At 63.0% G+C, this 19,594-nt stretch carries 20 protein-coding genes; 2 read left to right on the forward strand and 18 right to left on the reverse strand.

Going from position 1 to position 19,594, the window contains the following annotated elements; genetic code table 11:
• Nucleotides 1–125 (reverse strand): hypothetical protein (locus tag ACJ8HN_RS16320; RefSeq protein WP_144334738.1); only part of this gene is annotated, 125 nt, incomplete at its 3' end.
• A 238-nt stretch (nt 126–363) separates the two neighbouring features.
• On the opposite strand from ACJ8HN_RS16320, the gene ACJ8HN_RS16325 reads away from it, so the two are divergent.
• On the forward strand, nt 364–1,116 hold the full coding sequence (locus tag ACJ8HN_RS16325) for a M48 family metallopeptidase (protein ID WP_033654702.1): 753 nt from the start codon (nt 364–366) through the stop codon (nt 1,114–1,116).
• Nucleotides 1,117–1,157: 41 nt separating this feature from the next.
• On the opposite strand, the gene ACJ8HN_RS16330 is transcribed toward ACJ8HN_RS16325, so the two are convergent.
• The 14 genes from ACJ8HN_RS16330 to ACJ8HN_RS16395 all read right to left on the reverse strand — a co-directional run bounded on the left by ACJ8HN_RS16330 (nt 1,158) and on the right by ACJ8HN_RS16395 (nt 14,128).
• The gene (locus ACJ8HN_RS16330; RefSeq protein ID WP_442523708.1) at nt 1,158–2,798 is read right to left on the reverse strand and encodes a thiamine pyrophosphate-binding protein; all 1,641 of its coding nucleotides are present in this window, start codon (nt 2,796–2,798) and stop codon (nt 1,158–1,160) included.
• Between the two features lie 52 nt (nt 2,799–2,850).
• On the reverse strand, nt 2,851–4,320 hold the full coding sequence (locus ACJ8HN_RS16335) for an aldehyde dehydrogenase (RefSeq protein ID WP_033635892.1): 1,470 nt from the start codon (nt 4,318–4,320) through the stop codon (nt 2,851–2,853).
• A gap of 16 nt (nt 4,321–4,336) precedes the next feature.
• Nucleotides 4,337–5,131: an aspartate dehydrogenase gene (locus ACJ8HN_RS16340; protein ID WP_033635893.1), complete on the reverse strand. Its 795-nt coding sequence runs from the start codon at nt 5,129–5,131 to the stop codon at nt 4,337–4,339.
• A gap of 15 nt (nt 5,132–5,146) precedes the next feature.
• The gene (locus ACJ8HN_RS16345; protein WP_049212892.1) at nt 5,147–5,941 is read right to left on the reverse strand and encodes an SDR family oxidoreductase; all 795 of its coding nucleotides are present in this window, start codon (nt 5,939–5,941) and stop codon (nt 5,147–5,149) included.
• On the reverse strand, nt 5,938–6,756 hold the full coding sequence (locus ACJ8HN_RS16350; RefSeq protein WP_060427010.1) for an alpha/beta fold hydrolase: 819 nt from the start codon (nt 6,754–6,756) through the stop codon (nt 5,938–5,940). Before ACJ8HN_RS16350 ends, ACJ8HN_RS16345 begins: the two co-directional genes overlap by 4 nt.
• Nucleotides 6,756–7,280, reverse strand: a complete 525-nt coding sequence (locus tag ACJ8HN_RS16355; protein ID WP_004937634.1) for a cupin domain-containing protein — start codon at nt 7,278–7,280, stop codon at nt 6,756–6,758. The genes ACJ8HN_RS16350 and ACJ8HN_RS16355 overlap by 1 nt, the downstream gene beginning before the upstream one ends.
• Nucleotides 7,281–7,312: 32 nt before the next feature.
• Nucleotides 7,313–8,569, reverse strand: a complete 1,257-nt coding sequence (locus tag ACJ8HN_RS16360) for an MFS transporter (protein ID WP_038874278.1) — start codon at nt 8,567–8,569, stop codon at nt 7,313–7,315.
• 23 nt (nt 8,570–8,592) lie between these two features.
• Nucleotides 8,593–9,804 (reverse strand): NAD(P)/FAD-dependent oxidoreductase, encoded by a 1,212-nt coding sequence (locus ACJ8HN_RS16365; protein ID WP_033649622.1) that lies wholly within the window; start codon nt 9,802–9,804, stop codon nt 8,593–8,595.
• Entirely contained in the window at nt 9,801–10,742 is a 942-nt protein-coding gene (locus ACJ8HN_RS16370) for a VOC family protein (protein ID WP_033649621.1), read from the reverse strand. The genes ACJ8HN_RS16365 and ACJ8HN_RS16370 overlap by 4 nt, the downstream gene beginning before the upstream one ends.
• A gap of 109 nt (nt 10,743–10,851) precedes the next feature.
• Nucleotides 10,852–11,646 carry an IclR family transcriptional regulator gene (locus ACJ8HN_RS16375; RefSeq protein ID WP_004937625.1) on the reverse strand — a complete coding sequence of 265 codons (795 nt, stop codon included), beginning with the start codon at nt 11,644–11,646 and terminating at the stop codon, nt 10,852–10,854.
• Between the two features lie 37 nt (nt 11,647–11,683).
• The gene (locus ACJ8HN_RS16380; protein WP_033635901.1) at nt 11,684–12,439 is read right to left on the reverse strand and encodes an SDR family oxidoreductase; all 756 of its coding nucleotides are present in this window, start codon (nt 12,437–12,439) and stop codon (nt 11,684–11,686) included.
• Nucleotides 12,436–13,479 carry an aromatic ring-hydroxylating oxygenase subunit alpha gene (locus ACJ8HN_RS16385; protein ID WP_033649620.1) on the reverse strand — a complete coding sequence of 348 codons (1,044 nt, stop codon included), beginning with the start codon at nt 13,477–13,479 and terminating at the stop codon, nt 12,436–12,438. The genes ACJ8HN_RS16380 and ACJ8HN_RS16385 overlap by 4 nt, the downstream gene beginning before the upstream one ends.
• Before the next feature lie 20 nt (nt 13,480–13,499).
• Nucleotides 13,500–13,808 carry a recombinase-like helix-turn-helix domain-containing protein gene (locus ACJ8HN_RS16390; RefSeq protein ID WP_004937617.1) on the reverse strand — a complete coding sequence of 103 codons (309 nt, stop codon included), beginning with the start codon at nt 13,806–13,808 and terminating at the stop codon, nt 13,500–13,502.
• Nucleotides 13,809–13,810: 2 nt separating this feature from the next.
• Nucleotides 13,811–14,128: a non-heme iron oxygenase ferredoxin subunit gene (locus ACJ8HN_RS16395; protein WP_033632120.1), complete on the reverse strand. Its 318-nt coding sequence runs from the start codon at nt 14,126–14,128 to the stop codon at nt 13,811–13,813.
• 399 nt (nt 14,129–14,527) lie between these two features.
• On the opposite strand from ACJ8HN_RS16395, the gene ACJ8HN_RS16400 reads away from it, so the two are divergent.
• Nucleotides 14,528–15,769, forward strand: a complete 1,242-nt coding sequence (locus ACJ8HN_RS16400; protein WP_033635903.1) for an MFS transporter — start codon at nt 14,528–14,530, stop codon at nt 15,767–15,769.
• 110 nt (nt 15,770–15,879) lie between these two features.
• Here ACJ8HN_RS16400 and ACJ8HN_RS16405 read toward each other — a convergent pair whose 3' ends face one another.
• From ACJ8HN_RS16405 to speA, 3 genes are all read right to left on the reverse strand, one after another.
• A complete protein-coding gene (locus tag ACJ8HN_RS16405) occupies nt 15,880–16,032 on the reverse strand; it encodes a Hok/Gef family protein (protein WP_033638576.1) in 153 nt (50 codons plus the stop codon).
• A 335-nt stretch (nt 16,033–16,367) separates the two neighbouring features.
• Nucleotides 16,368–17,288 carry an agmatinase gene (gene speB / locus ACJ8HN_RS16410; protein ID WP_004937606.1) on the reverse strand — a complete coding sequence of 307 codons (921 nt, stop codon included), beginning with the start codon at nt 17,286–17,288 and terminating at the stop codon, nt 16,368–16,370.
• Between the two features lie 194 nt (nt 17,289–17,482).
• Nucleotides 17,483–19,459, reverse strand: a complete 1,977-nt coding sequence (speA, locus tag ACJ8HN_RS16415) for a biosynthetic arginine decarboxylase (protein WP_033649617.1) — start codon at nt 19,457–19,459, stop codon at nt 17,483–17,485.
• Nucleotides 19,460–19,594: the final 135 nt, after the last annotated feature.

Below are 19,594 nucleotides of genomic sequence, written 5' to 3' on the forward strand. Positions count from 1 at the left end.
CGCCACAGGACTTCGGCGATGTCCGCCATGCCCATAGGGGCACCGGGGTGGCCGGAATTGGCTTTTTGTACGGCGTCCATGCTGAGTGCGCGGATGGCGTTGGCAAGCTCTTTACGAGAGGACATGTTTTACTCCAGGTCGGATAAAAAAAGCAGTCAAGTTCCCTATTTTCTCAGACTCCACATCACAACGGCAATCCCTAATGCCAAATGAGAGCGAGTTCACCACTTATTAGCACGATTGGACGCTTTTTCGGAATAACACTATTCTCGCCCCGGCTGGCGTACACTAGGCTCTTGCAACAAGATTTCCTCCAAGCAAAATGACTCTTTTACCTTGTTACCTTCACAGGAAGATGGCGTTATGAAGATCCGTACCTCTTTGATTGCGTTGGGCATTGCCACCCTGGCAACCGGCTGTCAAAACCTGAATACCGAAACCTTGATGCAGTCCGGCGCACAGGCGTTCCAGGCGGCGACCCTGAGCAACAACGACGTTAAGGCCCTGAGTGATAAATCCTGCGCCGAGATGGACAGCAAGGCACAAATCGCGCCGGCCGACAGCACCTACGCCAAGCGTCTCAACAAAATCGCCGCGGCGCTGGGCGACAACATCAACGGCACCCCGGCCAACTACAAGGTCTACGTGACCAAAGACGTCAACGCCTGGGCGATGGCCAACGGCTGCATCCGCGTCTACAGCGGCCTGATGGACATGATGAACGACAACGAAGTCGAAGGCGTGCTGGGCCATGAAATGGGCCACGTGGCGCTGGGCCACACCCGTAAGGCGATGCAGGTGGCTTACGGCACCGTGGCGCTGCGCACCGCGGCGTCCTCCGCCGGGGGCGTCATCGGCTCGCTGTCGCAGTCGCAGCTGGCGGACATCGGCGAGAAGCTGGTCAGCGCCCAGTTCTCGCAGAAGCAGGAAAGCGAAGCGGATGATTACTCGTTCGATCTGCTGAAAAAGCGCGGCATCGATCCGAATGGCCTGGCCACCAGCTTCGAAAAACTGGCCCAGATGGAAGCCGGCCGTCAGAGCAGCATGTTCGACGATCACCCGTCTTCCCAAGCGCGCGCTCAGCACATTCGCGATCGCATCGCGGCAGAGAAATAACCACGAGAACGCCCGGCAATCGCCGGGCGTTTTTTATCGTCTCAATACAGCGTCTTCTGCGGCGGCCCGGCGAAGGTCAGCGGCCCGACCTGCTTCATGTCCACCTCGACCACCGACGGCCCCGGGTAGTTGATCGCCTCGGCCAGCACGCCGTTGAACTGCGACGCCGCGTCCACCTTCCAGGCTTTCAACCCCATCGCTTCGGCGATCTGGGTAAAGGCCGGCGTATGCAGCTCGTTGTAATACTGACGCCCGGCGAAGTACTTGTCCTGAATGCCGCGCATCACGCCATAACCGCCGTCGTTCATGATAATCAGGGTGATGCTCACCTGTTCCTGCGCCATGGTCGCCAGCTCGCCCAGGCCCAGCGCCAGACCACCGTCGCCCACCAGCCCCACCACCTTGCGCTGCGGGTTGGCGATCGCGGTGCCGATGGCCATCGGCAGCCCCATACCGATAGCGCCGGCCAGCGAGTGAATGTTGCACAGCGGCGAGATGGCACGGAACAGACGGCTGCCCCAGACGCTGCCGGAAACGGTGATATCGCGTACCAACAGCCCGTCCTGCGGCAGCGCGGCGTCGATGGCGTCGTTGAGTTTGGCGTATTCGCCGGACTGCTGGCGCAGCGCGCGCTCCGCCTGCTGCACCGCCCCCGCGATCTCGGCATCCCACTCGGCGTTGACCTTCTCGCCGGGGCTCAGCCGCGCCGCCAGCGCCGCCAGCAGCGCCGCACAGTCGCCGTTGATCTGTTCATCGGCCAGATAGTTGCGGTTGGCCGCCGCCGGATCGATGTCAATCTGCACCAGTGGGCGCGGCAGCGGCAGCGTCCAGGTACGGGTTTCATTACTGCGCAGGCGCGAACCGGCCACCAGCGTCAGATCGCACTGCGTCAGGATCGCTTCGATGCTCGGTGAGTTATGGAACGCCCGCAGGCTGCGCGGATGGCTGTCCGGCAGAATGCCGCGCCCGTGGGTGCTGGAGATCACCGCTACGCCAGCGTCCGCCAGCTTGCGCACCGCGTCGCCGCAGGCCAAGGCGCCGCCCCCCAACCACAGCAGCGGACGCTTGGCCTGTTTCAACCGCTGATGCAGCCGTTCCACCGCCGCATCGTCCGCCTGCGGCAGCGGCGCCGGCGCCAACGGTTCGGTCAGCACCGAACGGGAAACCAGGCTGCTTTGGATATCGATCGGGATCTCGACCGCCACCGGGCCACACGGTACGGTTTGCGCATCCAGGATCGCCCGCTGGACCACCGCCACCGCCTGCTCCGGCGAATTGACCCGGTAAGCGCGCTTGGAGCAGGCGCGCAGGAAGCCGAGCTGATCGCGGGTTTCATGAATAAAACCGGCGTCGGCGTCCAGATAGGCTTTTTCCACCTGGCCGGTGATATGCAGCAGCGGCGTGTTGGCGTTGAGCGCCTCAATCATCGCCCCCACCGCGTTGCCGGCGCCGGCGCCGGTGCTGGTCAACGCCACGCCCAGGCCGGAGAAGCGCCCGTGCGCGTCGGCCATGGTGACCGCCCCCGCTTCGCCGCGCGCCGGCACGAAGCGAATTTTATCGCGCTGCCCCACCGCATCGGCGATCGGCAGATTATGAATCGAAATGATGCCGTACATCGCCGACACCGCGTACTGTTCCAGAGTCCGGGCTATCGCCTCGCCAACCGTGATTTTATCGCTCATCATCTGCCTTCTTAGGGTATTCGTTATTAGGGTTATGCGTAGAGGTGTCGGCCTAGTCGCTCCAGCGATTCACCTGATGGCTCAGCGCCAGATACACGCTTTTCTGCTGCATGTAGGCCTTGATGCCGTTCAGGCCTTTTTCGCGGCCCAGCCCGCTCTCCTTGAAGCCGCCGAACGGCGTGGAAATCGAGAACGTTTTGTAGGTGTTGACCCAGACGGTGCCGGTTTCCAGCCGCTCCGCCAGCGCCATCGCACGAGGGAAGTCGCGGCTCCAGATGCCGGCCGCCAGGCCGTACACCGAGTCGTTAGCCTGTTCAGTCAGCTGTTGCTCGTCGTCGAACGGCAGCGCCACCAGCACCGGGCCGAAGATCTCTTCCTGGCAAACGCGGGCGTCGTTGTTCAAGCCTTCGATAATGGTCGGCAGGTAATAGCTGCCGCTCGCCAGTAGCGGATCGGCCGGCGCTTCGCCGCCGATGATCACCCGGCCGCCCTCCTGCCGCGCCAGCGCCACGTAGTCCGCCACGCTTTGCCGATGTTTGGCGCTGATCAGCGGGCCGAGATGCACGCCCGGCACCAGCGGGTTGCCGATGCGCAGCCCCGCCGTCAGTTCGGTCAAACGCGCCAGCAGCGGCTGATACAGCGAACGATGCACGAACAGCCGCGAACCGGCGATGCACGCCTGGCCGGCGGAGCTGAAGATGCCGTAGCAGATGCCACGCGCCGCCTGTTCCAGATCGGCGTCCTCCAGCACGATGGTCGGCGATTTGCCCCCCAGCTCCAGCGAAGTGGGGATCAGCTTGTCGGCGGCGATGTGCGCCAAATGGCGCCCGGTACTGGTCCCGCCGGTAAAGGCGATCTTTTTCACCAGCGGATGGCGCGCCAACGCCTCGCCGATCACCGAACCTTTGCCCGGCAACACGCTGAGCAGCCCGGCCGGCAGGCCCGCCTGTTCGAACAGCTCGGCCAGCTTCAGCGCCATCAGCGGCGTGGCTTCGGCCGGTTTGAGCACCACCGCGTTGCCCGCCGCCAGCGCCGGCGCCACCTTCTGCATTTCGCTGGCGATCGGCGAGTTCCACGGCGTAATGGCGGCGATCACCCCCATCGGTTGGTACTGGCTGAGCGTCATCACCTCGGCGCTACGCGGGGTCGGCAGCTCGCCTTCCAACACCTCGCAGGCGGCGGCAAAGTAGCGCGCGGTCGCCGCCGCGCTGGCCACCAGCCCGCGGGTCTCCGCCAGCGGCTTGCCGTTGTCGCGGGTTTGCAGCTCGGCCAACTGCTCCTGCTGCGCCAGGATCAGGTTGCTGACGCGGTAGAGGATCGAGGCGCGTTGATGCGGCACCAGCCCGCGCCATTCCGGCGCGCGCCAGGCGCGCTCTGCCGCTTCCACCGCCTCGTTCACGTCCTCGACGTTGGCGGCGCGCAGCCGCGCGTTGACGCTGCCGTCGGCCGGGAATACCGAAGCCATCTCTTCGCCACGCCCTTCACGCCAGCGCCCGGCGACAAAAATATTCAATCGTTCCATGCTCCGCTCCTGCCGTTCAGGCAATAAAACCGCCGTCCACCAGACGGCGACAGGCTTGTACCGCGCTCAGCGCCGCCAGGGTTGATGTTTTGGGATTGCTCGCCAGCGGGGTGCCGCTCAGCTCGATGTGAAATTCGCCAAAGTCGCCGCATACCTGCAGACGATGGGTATTGCGCCGGGTGGCGGGATCGACCTGCAGGCGCACCCGGGTGGCATCCATCCCCAGGCCGTTGAGCGCAATGGTGGCCGCCACGTTGGCATTGGCCGGGAACAAACGCGCCGCTTCGCGCGCCGAGCCTTCAAAAAATACCTGCGCTTCGCTCACCGCATCGAGGTCGATCAACTGCTCCGCCGGGCTGCCGCGCCAGCTGGCCGGGCTTTTGCTGGCCTGATAAGTCACGCTCTCCAGCCCGCCTTCGCGCGCCGACGCCAGCCCATCCATCCCCGCCACCGCACCGGACAGCACGATTAGCTGCCCGTGATGGCGGCGGCAAACCTGCTGCAGCCGCTGTTGCAATGCGGCGTCCGCCAGCGCGCCGGTCGAGATCAGCGCCAACGGCCAACCGCGCTGCAGCACCGCTTCGCCGAACTCCGCCACCGCCTGCTGGCTGGCGCACTCCAACACCAGATCCGGCCGCTGCAAACACTGCTCGGGATGGGTCAGCGCCTGCACCCGCCCGCCAAAGGCCGCGGCGATCGCCGCATGATGAGCCGCGCGCGCCAGGATCCAGCCAACCTCCACGCCTTCCGGCAAACGGGCGATCACTTCCTTCGCCATCGCGCCGTAGCCAATCATCATGATCTTCTTCATCTTTATCGGCCCCTGCTACACATGGCGGTTAAAGCCGCCGGATACGTCCAGCGCCGCGCCGGTGGTAAAGGAAGCCAGCGGCGAAGCGAGGAACAGCAGCGCCTGCGCCGGCTCCTGCGGCTTGCCGAGGCGCTTCATCGGGATGCCGCGCCGTTCGGCGATCGCCGCCGTCCACTGTTCCCAGCTTTGATCTTTATCGCTGCGCTCGTCGAAACGGCGGCGCCACTGGCCTGACTCCACCATCCCCAGCAAGATCGAGTTAACGCGAATGCCTTTGCCCACCAGTTCTTTCGACAGCGTCAGCGTCATGTTGAGCAGCGCGGCGCGCGCCGCCGAGGTGGCGATCATGTGTTCTTCCGGCTGTAGCGCCAGCAGCGAGTTCACGCAGGTGATAGACGCGATCGCCGACCGTTCCAGCGCCGGTAAGAACGCCTGCACCGGGTTGATCACGCCGAACAGCTTCAGCTCGGCCTCATGCAGCCAGGCTTCGCGCGGCGTCTGGTCAAAATGGGCGACGAAGCCCTGACCGGCATTGTTGATCAGCAGATCCACGCCGCCGAAATGCGTCGTCACCTGAGCGGCGAACTGCGCCACCTGCTGCGCGTCCAGCACGTCGCAGCGCAGCGCCAGGATCTCCGCCTGCGGAAACTCCGCGCGCAGGCTGGCCTCCGCGCCGGCAAGTTTGTCCGGATCGCGGCCGCAGAACGCCACCTTCGCCCCTTCGGCCAGCAGCAGCTTCAGGGTTTCGAAACCGATGCCCGACGAGCCGCCGGTCACCACCGCCACCCGGTTTTCAAGCTGAAAATTCATCGTTGGATTGCTCCCGTAAAGTCCCGCAGATAGCGGTTGAAACACGCCGGCGCGTCGAGGTAGCTGGCATGGCCGGCGGCGGCGATCAAACGCAGCGTCGCGTCCTGCTCACGCGCCAGCTCGGCCGCCTTCTCCGGCGGCGTAATGCGATCCTGTTCACCACACCACACCTCCAGCGGGCCGCGATAGCGCGCCAGATAGCGGCCGATATCGTCGTTGGCCAGCATCCAGGCGGCTCTCAGAAAGCCGTCGGGATCGAGCTGCTGCATGCCGTTGCGCACCCAGGCGATGTCCTGCGGATCCGCCCCTTCACGCAGCAAGGCCGCCGCCCGCTGCTCGCCGTAGCCCACCGGCCCCAGCGTCTCTATCATCTGTTGGCGCTGGCCGTACACCTGCCGGCGTTTTTCCTCCGGCGCCGTGGCATAGCCCTGCGCCGGATCCGCCAACGCCAATCCGCATAACCCGTCCGGATAGCCGGCGGCATAGGCGCTGCCGATCAGCGCCCCCAGCGAATGGCCAACGATCAGCGGCTGCGCCAGCTGCAGCTCATCAATCAGCGCCGCCAACGCCGCCGCATAACCGGCGGCATCGGCCTGCGGATGCGCCAACGGCAGGCTGCCGCCGTAACCCGGCGCGTCCCACGCCAACAGACGGTGGCCATCCGTCAGGCCGCTATCGTTGAGCTGCTTGATCCACGAGGCCGATCCGGAGCTGATGCCGTGCAGCAACACCACCGGCCGCCCCTGCCCGGCCTCGCGCCAGCTCAGGGTATACGCCCCGCAGCGCGCCCGTTGGCGTTGCGCCAGGCCGTTCATCAGTTGCGCTTCACTTTGGACAGCGGATGATCCGCCGGATAGGTTGGGATCTCCGGCTTGGCGGTGCCGAGCATCACGCACATCAGCGCCTCTTCCTCACCGTGGTTGAACAGGCCGCGATATACCCCCGCCGGCACCGAGATCAGATCGCGCTCTTTCAGCCTGGTTTCGTAATACTCTTCGCCGTCCTGAATCATCAGCGTGATGCTGCCTTTCAGCATGAAGAATACTTCCTCCACGTCGTCGTGCAGGTGCAGCGGGCCCTCGCACTTCGACGGCAGCACCATGGTGGAGAAGGTGAAGTTGCCCGCCGGAATGGTGTTGGCGTCGCTGGCCACGCCGGTGGCGCCGGTGCCGATGTAGCGCATCTGCGCACGGCGGTATTTCGGATCAAAGTCGGCCTGGAATTTCAGCGCGTTCCAGTCGTATTTACGGCCTTCGAAGCGGGCGATGCGCGACTCTACCCAGTTTTCCATCGACAGATCCTGCGGCTTAACGCCGGCTTTATTCTCAACCTGAGACATGTTGTCACTCCTCTGTTGAATCGATTGATTAATCAGTACTTTCTCAGTAACGGCAGCAGAATGAGGCAGCCGACGAAAGCCATCACCACCAGGAACAGCAGGCCGTTATCCATATTGCCGGTAGCGGCGATCAACGCCCCCATCAGCACCGGCGCCAGCGCGCCGGCAAAATTGCCCAACCCGTTGAAGATGCCGCCGGCGGTAGCGCTGACCTTGCTGCTGGTCGCCTTCGCCAACAGCGCGAAAATATTCGGCGCGCCGGCGCCCCACATAAAGGTGCTGAAGGCCATGGCGGCGATTACGCTGTAGGTGCCCTGCAGGTGCAGCACCACCGCCAGACCGAGGCCGGCGCCGCACAGCGACAGGAAGCAGGCCAGCGCGCGCCGATCCAGCTTGTCCGACAGCCAGGCGCCCAGCACTTCGCCGAGCAGCATGGCGATGAACGGCAGCGAAGAGAGGTAACCGGCATGCTCCAGATGAATGCCTTTCCCCTTGATCAGGTAGCTCGGCAACCAGCCGTTCATGCCCCACAGGTAGGTCAGGAAGGCGATGTTGAACAGGCAGATCATCCAAAAGTGCGGGCTGCGCAGCAGCTCGCGGCGATGCTGTTGACGTTCCGACACCGCCGGCTTGGTCGCCGCCGCCGGGCGCGCGACGTTCAGGTGGCGCATGCCGAACAGCACCAGCAACATCACCGGCAGCGTCAGAAACGCCATAAAGAAGAAGGTGGCCTGCCAGTCGAAGGTATTGAGGATGTACAGGGTGACCGGGAAGCCAAGCGCGGCGCCCAGCGGCGTGCCGAGCAGCCACAGCATGGTGGCGCGCGCCTGCAGCTGCGGCGGGAAGGCCTGACGAATAATGGCGTAGGCCATCGGCAGCAGCGGCCCTTCGGCGATACCGAGCAGAATGCGCAGCGTCATCATGGCGTGATAGGAACGCACCATCCCCATCAACACCATCAGCACGCCCCACACCACCATCATGCCAATCAATACCTTGACCGGATTAAGCCGATCGCCGATGCCGCTGAGCAGCATCGAGGAAATGCCGTAGGAGAACAGAAACGCGCTCATCAGCAAGCCCAGCCGCGCCGGGTCAAAACCGATCCCTAACGCCTGCTGGAACTCGCTATCGGAAAACAGCGCCGCGATGCTGATCTTGTCGAAAAACGCCAACAGCACGCAGGCAAACAGCGCGATCGGCACCGACCAGCGCACCCGCTGCTGCGGATTTTCGGCAACGGCTTCCCCCGCCCGTCCAGCGCGGGCGTCAATGTCTTGCGTAGTCATAAAACGCTCCCGAGGTTCGGGCGTTATTTCAACGCCATCAAAGAAAACTCCGCATCCGCCAACTGCTGCGGATCCAGCACCCGGCCGCTCGCCAACCAACGCTTGCCGAGCTTGATGGTGCGCGCGTCGTTGAACGCCACCATCTGCACCAGCTGCCGATCGGCGTTCAGCGTGAAGAACACCTGCGACTGCGGCGTGCGGCGCACCACATGGTGCACGCCGCCACTCGGCACGCCGAGGATCTGGATATTGGCGTCGTATTGATCCGACCAAAGCCAGGCCACGTCGTCATACGGGGCGGCGAAGGCGTCGAGCATCGCGCAGGCGGTGCTGATGGCCTGATTTTGCGCGTAGGCCCAGGACTGCAGGCACAGGCCGAGCGTCGGGTGGCGCGCCACGTCACCGGCGGCGAAGATCGCCGGATGGCTGGTGCGCCCCTGGCCGTCGACCACGATGCCGGACTCGATCGCCAACCCGGCGCTGCGCGCCAGTTCGAGATTCAGCTCGACGCCGATCCCCACCACCACCAGGTCGAAGGCCTGCGGATCGCTGACTTCACTGCCGATCCAGGCGGCGCCGTCGCGATCTTCCAACGAGATCTCGCCGCAGCCGCACAGCACCGTGACGCCCTGCTGACGATGCAGTTCGAGCAACGCCTGTGAAACGTCGGCGCCGACGCTGCGCATGCACAGCGCGGGCTGGCGTTCAAACACCGTCACCTCGGCGCCGAGACGGCGCGCGGAAGCGGCGATCTCCAGCCCGATCCAACCGCCGCCGACGATCGCCAGGCGGCGGCAACCCTGCAGGCCCTGCCGCAACCGAGCCGCATCGTCCCAGGAACGCAGCGTCATCACGCACGGGTGCTGCGCCCAGGCGGCGCCCGGCAAACGCGGCCGACCGCCGGTGGCGATCAGCAACTGCTCGAACTGCAGCCGTTGCCCGTCGCTGAGCGTGACGATTTGCTGTTCTGCATCGATGGACTCGGCGCGCAGCGGGCGACGCCAGTCGATATTCAGCTCCGCCACTGTCTGTTCGCTGAACAGCCGGCTGAGGGGAGCCGCGGCATCCAGCAGCGCCGCTTTCGACAGCGGCGGCCGCTCGTAAAAATCGTAGGGTTCGTCGCTGACAACCGTCAGCCGGCCGCTGTAACCGCGATCGCGCAGCGTCTTGGCCGCCCAGCCCCCAGCCTGGCCGCCGCCGACGATGACGATGCCCGCGTGTTCCGGCCGGTTCATAACGCCGCCGCCTTTTTATGCTGACGGCGCGTGTCGTGATCGATGCCGCCCTCTACCGCCCATTCGGTGAAGGAGACCAACGAATGCTCCAGCTCGCGCGGCTGCCAGTTTTCCGTCAGATAATCGTCGTTGGTGTAGTACTCGAACGCGCCGCCGGTCGGGCTGTTGACGTACCAGAAATAGGCCGAGGAGATCGGGTGGCGGCCGGGGCCGATAAAGGTGCTCCACTTCTCCTTGTTCATGGCGATGCCGCCGCCGATCACTTCGTGGATATCGCGCACGGTGAACGCCACGTGGTTCAGGCCCCGTGGGCGGTTCGGCAGCTTCAGCAGGAACAGGTTATGGTGGCCGCCGCGCGCCTGGGTACGCAGGAAGACGGCGCGATCGATATAGCGATCGGAAACCTGGAAATCCAACAGCTCGCGATAGAAGCGCTCGGTCGCCGCCAGATCCTCAACGAAGAACACCACGTGGCCGATGTTGATCGGCTGTGCCTGCGAATAGACCGGGCTGGGTTGATCGATGCGGCGCACGTCGCCCCATTGGTTGATTGGCGTGACCGGCACCTCGACCGCCTGCTGGCGGCTGACGACGAAGCGCAGCGTCATGCCGTTGGGATCGAGGCATTCCAGCTCTTCTCCCACCTGCCGGAAGCCGGGCATCAGCGCCAAACGCGGCTGCAGATGCGCCAGATCGGCAGGCGAGGCCACGCCCCAGGTCATGCGGCGCAGGGTTGAACCGCCCTCAAACGCCGCAGGCAGCGCCGCACTTTGCAACGGATGCAGGACAACCCGCGCCCCGCTCAGGGTGGTGAATTCGCGCTGCGGTTCGCCCCAATGTTGCGTGGCGGGCTGCAGGCCGAAGTCTTGCATGAATTTTTCGCAGGTTGGCAGATCTTCGACGCCAAATTCCAGTTTTTCGATTCCGATTACGCTCATTGTTCAGCCTCACGTTCTCGCTGCATACGGTTTTCAGGCATGAGTGAACCCCGGCCCCTGTTTGCTACGGGCCTTATCCCTGCCTGAGTAAAAGAGTCGGTCCTGTCGGTTAGCCGACGTTGGCCTGCGGCGGCGCGCCGAGGAAGCCGGAAATTTTCTCCGCCGCGTCGCGCACTTCCATGCGCAGCCGCTCGCGATCCGCTTTCGGGATCTCATCGGATGGCACCATGATGCTGACCACCGCCTCGACCCGCTGCTCGCGGTTGAAGATCGGGTAGACGATCGAGGAGATGCCGTGGCGGAAGAACGATTCGCCGATCACATAGCCGCGCGCTTTGTCTTGCTGCACCATCTGCCACAGCGTTTCGCGATCCGCCGGGGTGCCCGGCGCATTGCCCGGCAGCTGCGCGTCCGGATAAAGTTGTTCGAACTCGCTGCGGGTGGCGCTGGTCAACAGCATGCGGCCGAGCGAGGTTTGGTGCACCGGCAAACGGGTGCCGACGCTGACCTGATTGATCTGCGAACCGGCGGCGCTGACGCGGGCGATGTAGATAACGTCGCGCCCGTCGCGGATCGCCAGATGACTGCTGCACTGGCTGCGATCGCGCAGCTGCTCAATCACCGGCTGGCCGGCCTGCGCCACGTCCAGCGACGCGATGTATTCAAAGCCGAGGCGCAGCACCTTGATGCCGAGCGCAAAGGTGTTGGTGCGCGGATTGCGCTCCAAAAAGCCCAGGTGCTCGAGCGTCTGCACCACGCGGTAAGCGGTGGCCTTCGGCATATCGACCAGGCGATGCAACTCGGCGAAGGTCATTTCCTTATGCTGCTCGCCAAACGCCAGCAGCAGCTGCAACCCGCGATCCAGCCCCGGGATCAGATACTTACATGCTTGCTCGTCCGCCATCTCTCGCTCCTGCGCTGTGCGCCGGCCCTGCGGGCCGTCAGTTGAATACAAAGCCGCCGTTGACCGGCAGCAGTTGGCCGGTGACGAAATCCGCCAGCGGCGACAGCAGATAAAGCACCGTACCGTTCACATCGTCCGGGTGCTGCGCCCCGGCCAGCGCGCGCCCCTGCTCGTACAGTTGATGACGCTCGGCGGGCACATACTCGGTGGCTTCCACCCGCGTCAGGCCCGGCGCGATGGCGTTGACGCAGATCCCCTGCGGGCCCAGCTCGCGCGCCATCGATCGGGTCATCGCGATCAGCGCGCCTTTACTGGCGACATAGGCCATCAGGCGCGGAGCGCCCCACAGCGCAGTGTCCGACGCCACGTTGACGATCTTGGCGTGCGGGCTGCGCGCCAGCAGCGGCACCGCCGCCTGGCTCACCAACCAGGTGCCGCGCACGTTGACCTGCATCACCCGATCCCACAGATCGATATCGTATTCCATCATGGTTTTGCCGCCGACGCCGGTCGCCAACGCCGCGTTGTTCACCAGACCGTCGATCCCGCCGCCTGCGGCGATCTTCTCGAACGCCGAACGGATCGAATCCGGTGACGCCAGATCGATGGTCTGCGTTTCCACCTGAGCGCCCTGCTCACGCAGCGCGGCGCCGCTCGCCGCCAGCTCATCCGCCAGAATGTCGCACATCACCACCTGCGCGCCGGCGGCGGCGATGGCGGCAGCGAAGCTGTAACCCAGGCCGCGCGCCGCCCCGGTGACCACGATGCGTTTGCCGTTCAACAGGCCGTTCACTGCGCCGCCTCCCGCTCGCGCAGCGTCGCCAGCTGTTTCTGGGCCTCTTTTTGCATCAGGCGGCGCAGGCGCGAAAGGCCGACGTCGTGCTGGTACAGATATTCGCGACCGCGAGCGTTAGGCGCCATATTTTCAAGCACGATGCGATCCTGCTCGAGCACGTCCCAATGCAACGATTCCAGGCGGTTGCGGTACATGAAGCGCCACATGTCGCGCTGCCAGTCTTTGACCTTGCGGATGCGCCAGAAGAACACCCGGCAGTGATCCTTGTCTTCCGGCACCACCATGCCGATGATCCAGAAGTGACCGCCCGGCCCGAAGCGCTTTTTGTACGGGATCGACAGGCGCATCCAATACGCGCCGCTGTTGCCGAACTCCACCCAGTCGAAGTTGACGCCAATCTGGCCGTTTTTCTTGAAGATAAACCCGCTGTCGGTCGGCTCCAGCCCCATATCCGCCTTGCGGTCCCCTTCCGCCATCGAGTGCGAGGAGGAGTGCAGGTAGGTGCCGTGCATCGGATCCATCACGTTTTCCAGGGCGTATTGGTAGTTGCAGTTCCAGCTGGCGGTGCACAGAAAATTGCTGTACGACGCTTCGTCCGCCAGCTCTTGCGGGAAAGTCAGCTCCGCCGGCGCTTCATCCGCCGTCACGCCGAAATAAAGGAACACCGCGCCGTAGGCTTCTTTGGCCGGGTAAGACCGCAGGCATTTTTGCCCCACCAGCGGGCAACGATCCACCGCCGGCACGTCTTTCACCGTGCCGTCGCCGCCGACCTCCACCCCGTGATACCAGCAGGCGATGCGATCGCCGAGGTTCCACCCCATGGAAAGCCGCGCGCCGCGGTGCGGGCAGCGGTCTTCCAGCGCGTGGATCTGGCCTTCACCGTCGCGCCACACCACGATTTGCTGCTCCAGACGGGTGATGCCGACCGGATTGTTGCCCACTTCCCAGCTGGCCAGCACCGGATACCACATGCCGCGCAGCCCCTGGTCAAGATAGTCCTGCAAGCTCTGTTCGGAGGATGTTGTATTTGCTGTCATTGTCTTCTCCCGGATGTGGCTCAGAAACCGTTAACGTGAAGGAATTCGCGGAACGTCGCCTCATTCCACGGTTGGCCGCTGCGATCGAACAGGCGGCGCTGATTCAACGCGCTGACGATCTGTTCCAGCTCTTCCGCGCCCTGATCGAAGATCGTTTCCAGCGCCGCCACCAGGGCGGTTTCGAAACCGTCCGGCACACGAGCACGGTTTTGCCAGATCACGTTGCGAAATTGGCCCGGCTGATGGATTTGACCGTTGCCGCCTTCGCGGGCCGGCGTCACCTGTTGGGTGTCCGGCAGCCAGGGATTGAAATCGGTGATGTGCTGCATGATTACTCCTCCGCGATAAAGGTGATCTGGATTTGGTTGTCGACCACCCGGGTGGGATAGGTTTGCAGATCGCGGCCGCCCGGCTCGCGCAGGCACTGGCCGGTGCGCACGTCAAACAGCGCTTCGTGCAGCGGGCACTCAACCTTGCCGTCGTCTACAAACCCCTGGCTGAGCAAGGCATAGGCATGCGGGCAGACGTCTTCCAGCGCGTAGTAGTTACCGTCGAGCAGGTATACCCCGATCTCTTTTCCTTCCACGTTGCCGGAAAAAGGAAAATCTTCTTTCACCTGAGACACTTCGCACACATTCTTCCAGCTCATTGCTTTTATCCTCTATCTGATTGTTTCATATATGAAACTCAGTTTCTTATTTAATACAGTCACTATAAGTGTGGCGAAACTTTCGTCAAGCGAGCGGAACGGCAAATGTTAATGAAAGGTTGTTTAAAAATGACAAATGCGGGAAGGATCACGAAATAATGCACCGATATGAAAAACCTATGTCAGTTGTGCGCTCCCTTGCTAATTTATGGCAAAAAACGCGTTGATTCCGGCGACGCATTGCGCGTAAAAGTGTTTTCTCTCTGTCTTTCACACCCTATTTGATAACAATAATTTTACATCAATCAGCCTCATCCTCCCGCGTTTGCGCTAACTGGCATCCTCGGGTGAGTTTGCTGCTGCCTGAATTCGTCAACCGCTCGCACTGAGGAACGCGCCGTGCAACAACGTCAACGCTGGTTTGGAGTGATCGCCCTGCTGTTTCTGATCGTTATCGCCTATGCGGATCGGGTCAATATCGCCGTGATGTTGGTCAATCCCGACTTCCTGCAACACTTCCAACTCGGCGGCGACCGCGCTCACCAGGGCACGCTGATGACGGTGTTTTTGCTCGGCTACGGGCTGTCCGCCATGTTGCTGACGCCGTTTCTGGAAACGCTGATGGGCTACCGCCGCGCGCTGACGCTGAGCGTGGTGCTGTGGGCGCTGCTCACCGCCGCCTCGCCGCTGGCGGGATCGCTGATGCTGCTGTGCGTGGTGCGCGCGCTGCTTGGCGTCAGCGAAGGGCCGCTGTTCTCGCTGAAGACCATGTACATCGGCGAGCATTTCGCCGCCGACGAGCGCGGCAAGCCCAACGCGGTCAGCGCATTGGGCGTTTCATTGGGGCTGGTGCTCGGCTTTCCGCTGGTGAGTTTTCTGATGGCGCACTTCGGCTGGGCGATGTCGTTTCACCTGCTGGCGCTGCTCAACCTGCTGCTGGGGCTGGCGCTGGTGCGGCTGTTCGTTCACCCGCTCCCCTTATCCTCATCTTCACGCCCTGCCGATCCGCAACCGGTGCTGAACCGCGTCTGGCGCACCTTTGCACTGGCCTGGCGCACGCCGATGCTCGGCTGGATCCTGCTGATCGAGATCGCCACGCTCAGCTACCTGTGGGGCTCCAGCGCCTGGCTGCCTGCGTATCTGACCGATGAAAAGGGTTTTTCCATCAAACAGATGGGCTGGATGGCCGCGCTGCCTTTCATCGTCAGCATCGCCTCCAAATACCTCGGTGGCGTGTTGCTCGATCGTATCCGCCCTTATCAGGCGCCGCTGATCTTCGTCTGCGGCGGCGCAGCGACCGCGCTGTGCATTTATGGCGTGATGCACAGCCATCAGCTTGGCTGGATCGCCTTCTTCCTGCTGGCGGCCAACGCCTGTTGGGGGGCGCAGGGCGCGGCGATACCCACGCTGCTGCAACATTATGCGCGGCCGGAGGCGGTCGGCAGCGCCTATGGGCTGATCAACGGCATCGGCAATCTGTTCTCGGCGTTTGTGCCGATGGCGATGGGCATGGTGATGGCCAGCCAGGGCAAGGTGTCTTCAGGCTTTGCGGTGCTGATCGCCTCGCAGCTGCTGACGCTGCTGGCGGGCGGCGCGCTGTTTGGCCGCATGTTGCTGGCACAGCAGATGAAGCGGGCATAAACCCGTTTCTCTGCCCTGTGCGGCGGAAAACCGAAAGCGTTGAGAGGGTGCTCGTGGATCTAGACGCCAACAGCCAGCAGACGGGGAACATCCCCCGCCGCCGGATTGCCTTACCGTTCGGATTCGTAAGCCAAAATGGCCGCAACCTCCGTATTGCCCGATCGGATCCGCAGCTCACACAGCGTGCTGCGGGTTATCCATGCCAGTGATATTACCGTGGCACAAATAACCACCAATTTTAACAGGCTCCGTTTGTTCGGCATCATGCCTTCTTCTCCTTGCCTCGCGGCGGGTAAGAGGCTAACTTAACGTTGTCTGGCGTTAGAGTTGGCCTCGGGTTGATGGATATCGACTCGGGGCTTTTCTCTTTGTACCTTTCACGCAGGCTCCAGATACAAAGATCCAGAGCACCCGCGCGCAGTATATTCATCCTCCCCACTCTCCAGATTCCTTTTTACTGACTCAGTTTCATTTCTGCGCGGTGTTGTGCAAAAGCGTTGCAACGGACTGAGAAGGCAGCGCGGATGGCGGCAAATGCAATAAAAAAAGCGGCCCCCATACGATGGAGGCCGCTTTTTCAGCGAGGAGTAGCCTGGCGTCAGGCGTGTTTCTTGGCCGCCTGCAGGTACAGCATCTCCAGGCCCAGGGTCGCCGCGGCCAGCGCGGTGATCTCGGACTGGTCATAAGCCGGCGCCACTTCCACCACGTCCATGCCGACGATGTTCAGCGACTGCATGCCGCGCACCAGCTTCAGCGCGCGATCGGAGGTCAGGCCGCCGATCACCGGCGTGCCGGTGCCCGGTGCGAACGCCGGATCCAGGCAGTCAATGTCGAAGGTCAGATACACCGGCATATCGCCGACGATGCCCTTGATCTGGGTCAGCAGGTCGTCCACGCTGCGATCGTTCACCTGCGCGGCGTCCAGCACGGTAAAACCGTTGTCATGATCGAACTCGGTACGAATGCCGATCTGCACCGAGTGGTGCGGATCGATCAAGCCTTCGTTCGGGGCATGGTAGAACATGGTGCCGTGGTCGAACTTGCTGCCGTTGGCGTAGGTATCGGTGTGGGCGTCGAAGTGCACCAGCGCCAGCTTGCCGAAATGCTTGGCGTGCGCGCGCAGCAGCGGCAGGGTCACGAAGTGGTCGCCGCCGAACGAGAGCATGCGCTTACCGGCCTTCAGCAGTTTCTCCGCGTGCGCCTGCAGCTTGTCGCTCATGTCCTGCGCGTCGCCGAAGTTGAACACGATGTCGCCGCAGTCAACCACGTTCAGCCGATCGCGCAGATCGAAGCTCCACGGCCAGCGGTTGCCTTCCCAGGCCAGGTTGGTGGACACCTGACGGATGGCCGCCGGGCCGTGACGGCCGCCGGCGCGACCGGAGGTCGCCATGTCAAACGGAATGCCGGTGATGACCCACTCTGCATCGCTGTCGTAAGGCATGAAGTTCAGCGGAAAGCGCAGGAAACCAAAGGCGTTGGACACTAATGAATTATCGGACTGATGGCCTAAGGTGCTCATAGTAAACCCTCGTAGTTCAACAAGTTGCCGGGCGCAGAGGCCGGGCCGTTACAAAAAAAAATCCCTCCCGCGTCGTTAGCCCGACGAGAAAGGGATTTGTTCGATGTTTGTTTCGGTGCTACCGATACGGCTGATTATGGCCGCATTTTATCCATGCTTCAAGGGGGCCGATATCGCCCCCCTGAAGAGGGCAGTTACTCGTCTTCCAGATACGTGTAGCCGTACAGGCCGGCTTCAAACTCTTCCAGGAATTGCGCCTGCAGCTCGCTGTCCAGATCGGTTTCTTTGACCTGATCGCGGAACTTGGCCAGCAGCGCCCCCGGATCGAGCTGCACGTACTCCAGCATGTCCGCCACGGTGTCGCCCTCGTCGGACAACTCGGTCTCGACGCTGCCGTCTGGGAACACGTACACGTCAACCGAGGCGGTGTCGCCGAACAGGTTGTGCATGTTGCCGAGGATCTCCTGGTACGCGCCGACCATGAAGAAGCCCAGCGCCGGCGGGTTCTCCGGATCGTACGGCGGCATCGGCATGGTGGTCGCCACGCCGTCGCCGTCGACGTAATGGTCGATAGTGCCGTCGGAATCGCAGGTGATGTCGAGCAGCACCGCACGGCCTTCCGGCGGCTTATCCAGCCCTTCCAGCGGCAGCACCGGGAACAGCTGATCGATACCCCAGGCATCCGGCATCGACTGGAACAGCGAGAAATTGACGTAGAACTTGTCCGCCATGCGCTCTTGCAGCTCGTCGATGATTGGACGGTGCGCGCGATTGCTCGGATCGAGCTGCTGCTGGATCTTGTTGCAGATGTTCAGATACAGCTGCTCGGCCCAGGCGCGCTTGGTCAGATCCAGCATGCCGTGCGCGTATTGGGTATGCACGTCGTGCAGATCCATCTGGCTGTCGTGCAGCCATTCGCGCAGCGAGCGGCGGTTCTCCGGCTCGTTCATTTCCAGCCAGGTTTCCCACATGCTTTCCAGCGCGCGCGGCGCGTCCGCTTCCGGCGGCAGCGGTTCGCTGAATTCGTTGCGCTCGACGCCGATCACGTTGGAAACCAGCACCGTATGGTGCGCGGTCACGGCGCGGCCGGACTCGGTGATCACCGTCGGGTGCGGCAGGCCGTGTTCGTTACAGGCATCGCCGATACCCCAAATCACGTTGTTGGCGTATTCGTTCAGGCCGTAGTTCACCGAGCAGTCGGACTGCGAGCGGGTGCCTTCGTAGTCGACGCCCAAGCCGCCGCCCACGTCGAAGCACTGAATGTTGACGCCCAGCTTGTGCAGTTCAACGTAAAAGCGCGCCGATTCGCGCACGCCGGTGGCGATATCGCGAATGTTGGCCAGCTGCGAGCCCAAGTGGAAATGCAGCAGTTGCAGGCTGTCGAGACGGCCCGCTTCGCGCAGGGTTTCCACCAGCTTCAGTACCTGCACCGCCGCCAGACCGAACTTGGATTTTTCGCCGCCGCTCGACTGCCATTTGCCGGAGCCCTGCGACGCCAGGCGCGCACGCACGCCCAGGCGCGGCACCACGTTCAGCCGCTCAGCCTCTTCCAGCACCAGGTTGATCTCGGACATCTTCTCGATCACCAGGTACACCTTATGCCCCAGTTTTTCGCCGATCAGCGCCAGGCGAATATATTCACGATCTTTATAGCCGTTACAGACGATCACCGAGCGGGTCATGCCGGCATGCGCCAGCACCGCCATCAGTTCGGCCTTGGAGCCGGCTTCCAGCCCCAGCGGTTCGCCGGAGTTCACCAGCGACTCAATCACGCGGCGATGTTGGTTCACCTTGATCGGATACACCAGGAAATAGCCGCCCTGGTAACCGAAGGACTCACGCGCGCGTTTGAACGCGGCGTTGATCGAACGCAGGCGATGCTGAAGGATCTGCGGGAAGCAGAACAGCGCAGGCAAACGTTGGCCGTCTTGCTGGCGCGTTTTCACCAGTTCTGCCAGATCGACGCGCGCCTGCGGGACATCCGGGTCCGGGCACACGCTGATATGGCCCAGCTCGTTGACGTCATAGTAATTGTTGCCCCAGTAGGCGACGTTATAAGTACGCAGCATCTTGCTGGCATTACGATCATTCATGGCAACCTCCTGCATGGAGCGCAAAGATAAAGACTCGCCCGCAACCGGCGGGCGGTGAATCAACAGATCATCAGACATGGTTCGCCTCACATTCCGCACTGACGAAACCGTCAGCCACTATCGCAGCTACCACCCGCGAGAACAACCCAACAAGCCGCGCTGGCGGCAGCGAAGAGAACCGCCGTTCGCGGTCAGCGATCGGTTTATCACTCA

Source organism: Serratia sp. CY29653 (genome assembly GCF_052169255.1).
In the GTDB taxonomy this organism is placed as follows: Bacteria; Pseudomonadota; Gammaproteobacteria; order Enterobacterales; family Enterobacteriaceae; genus Serratia; species Serratia sarumanii.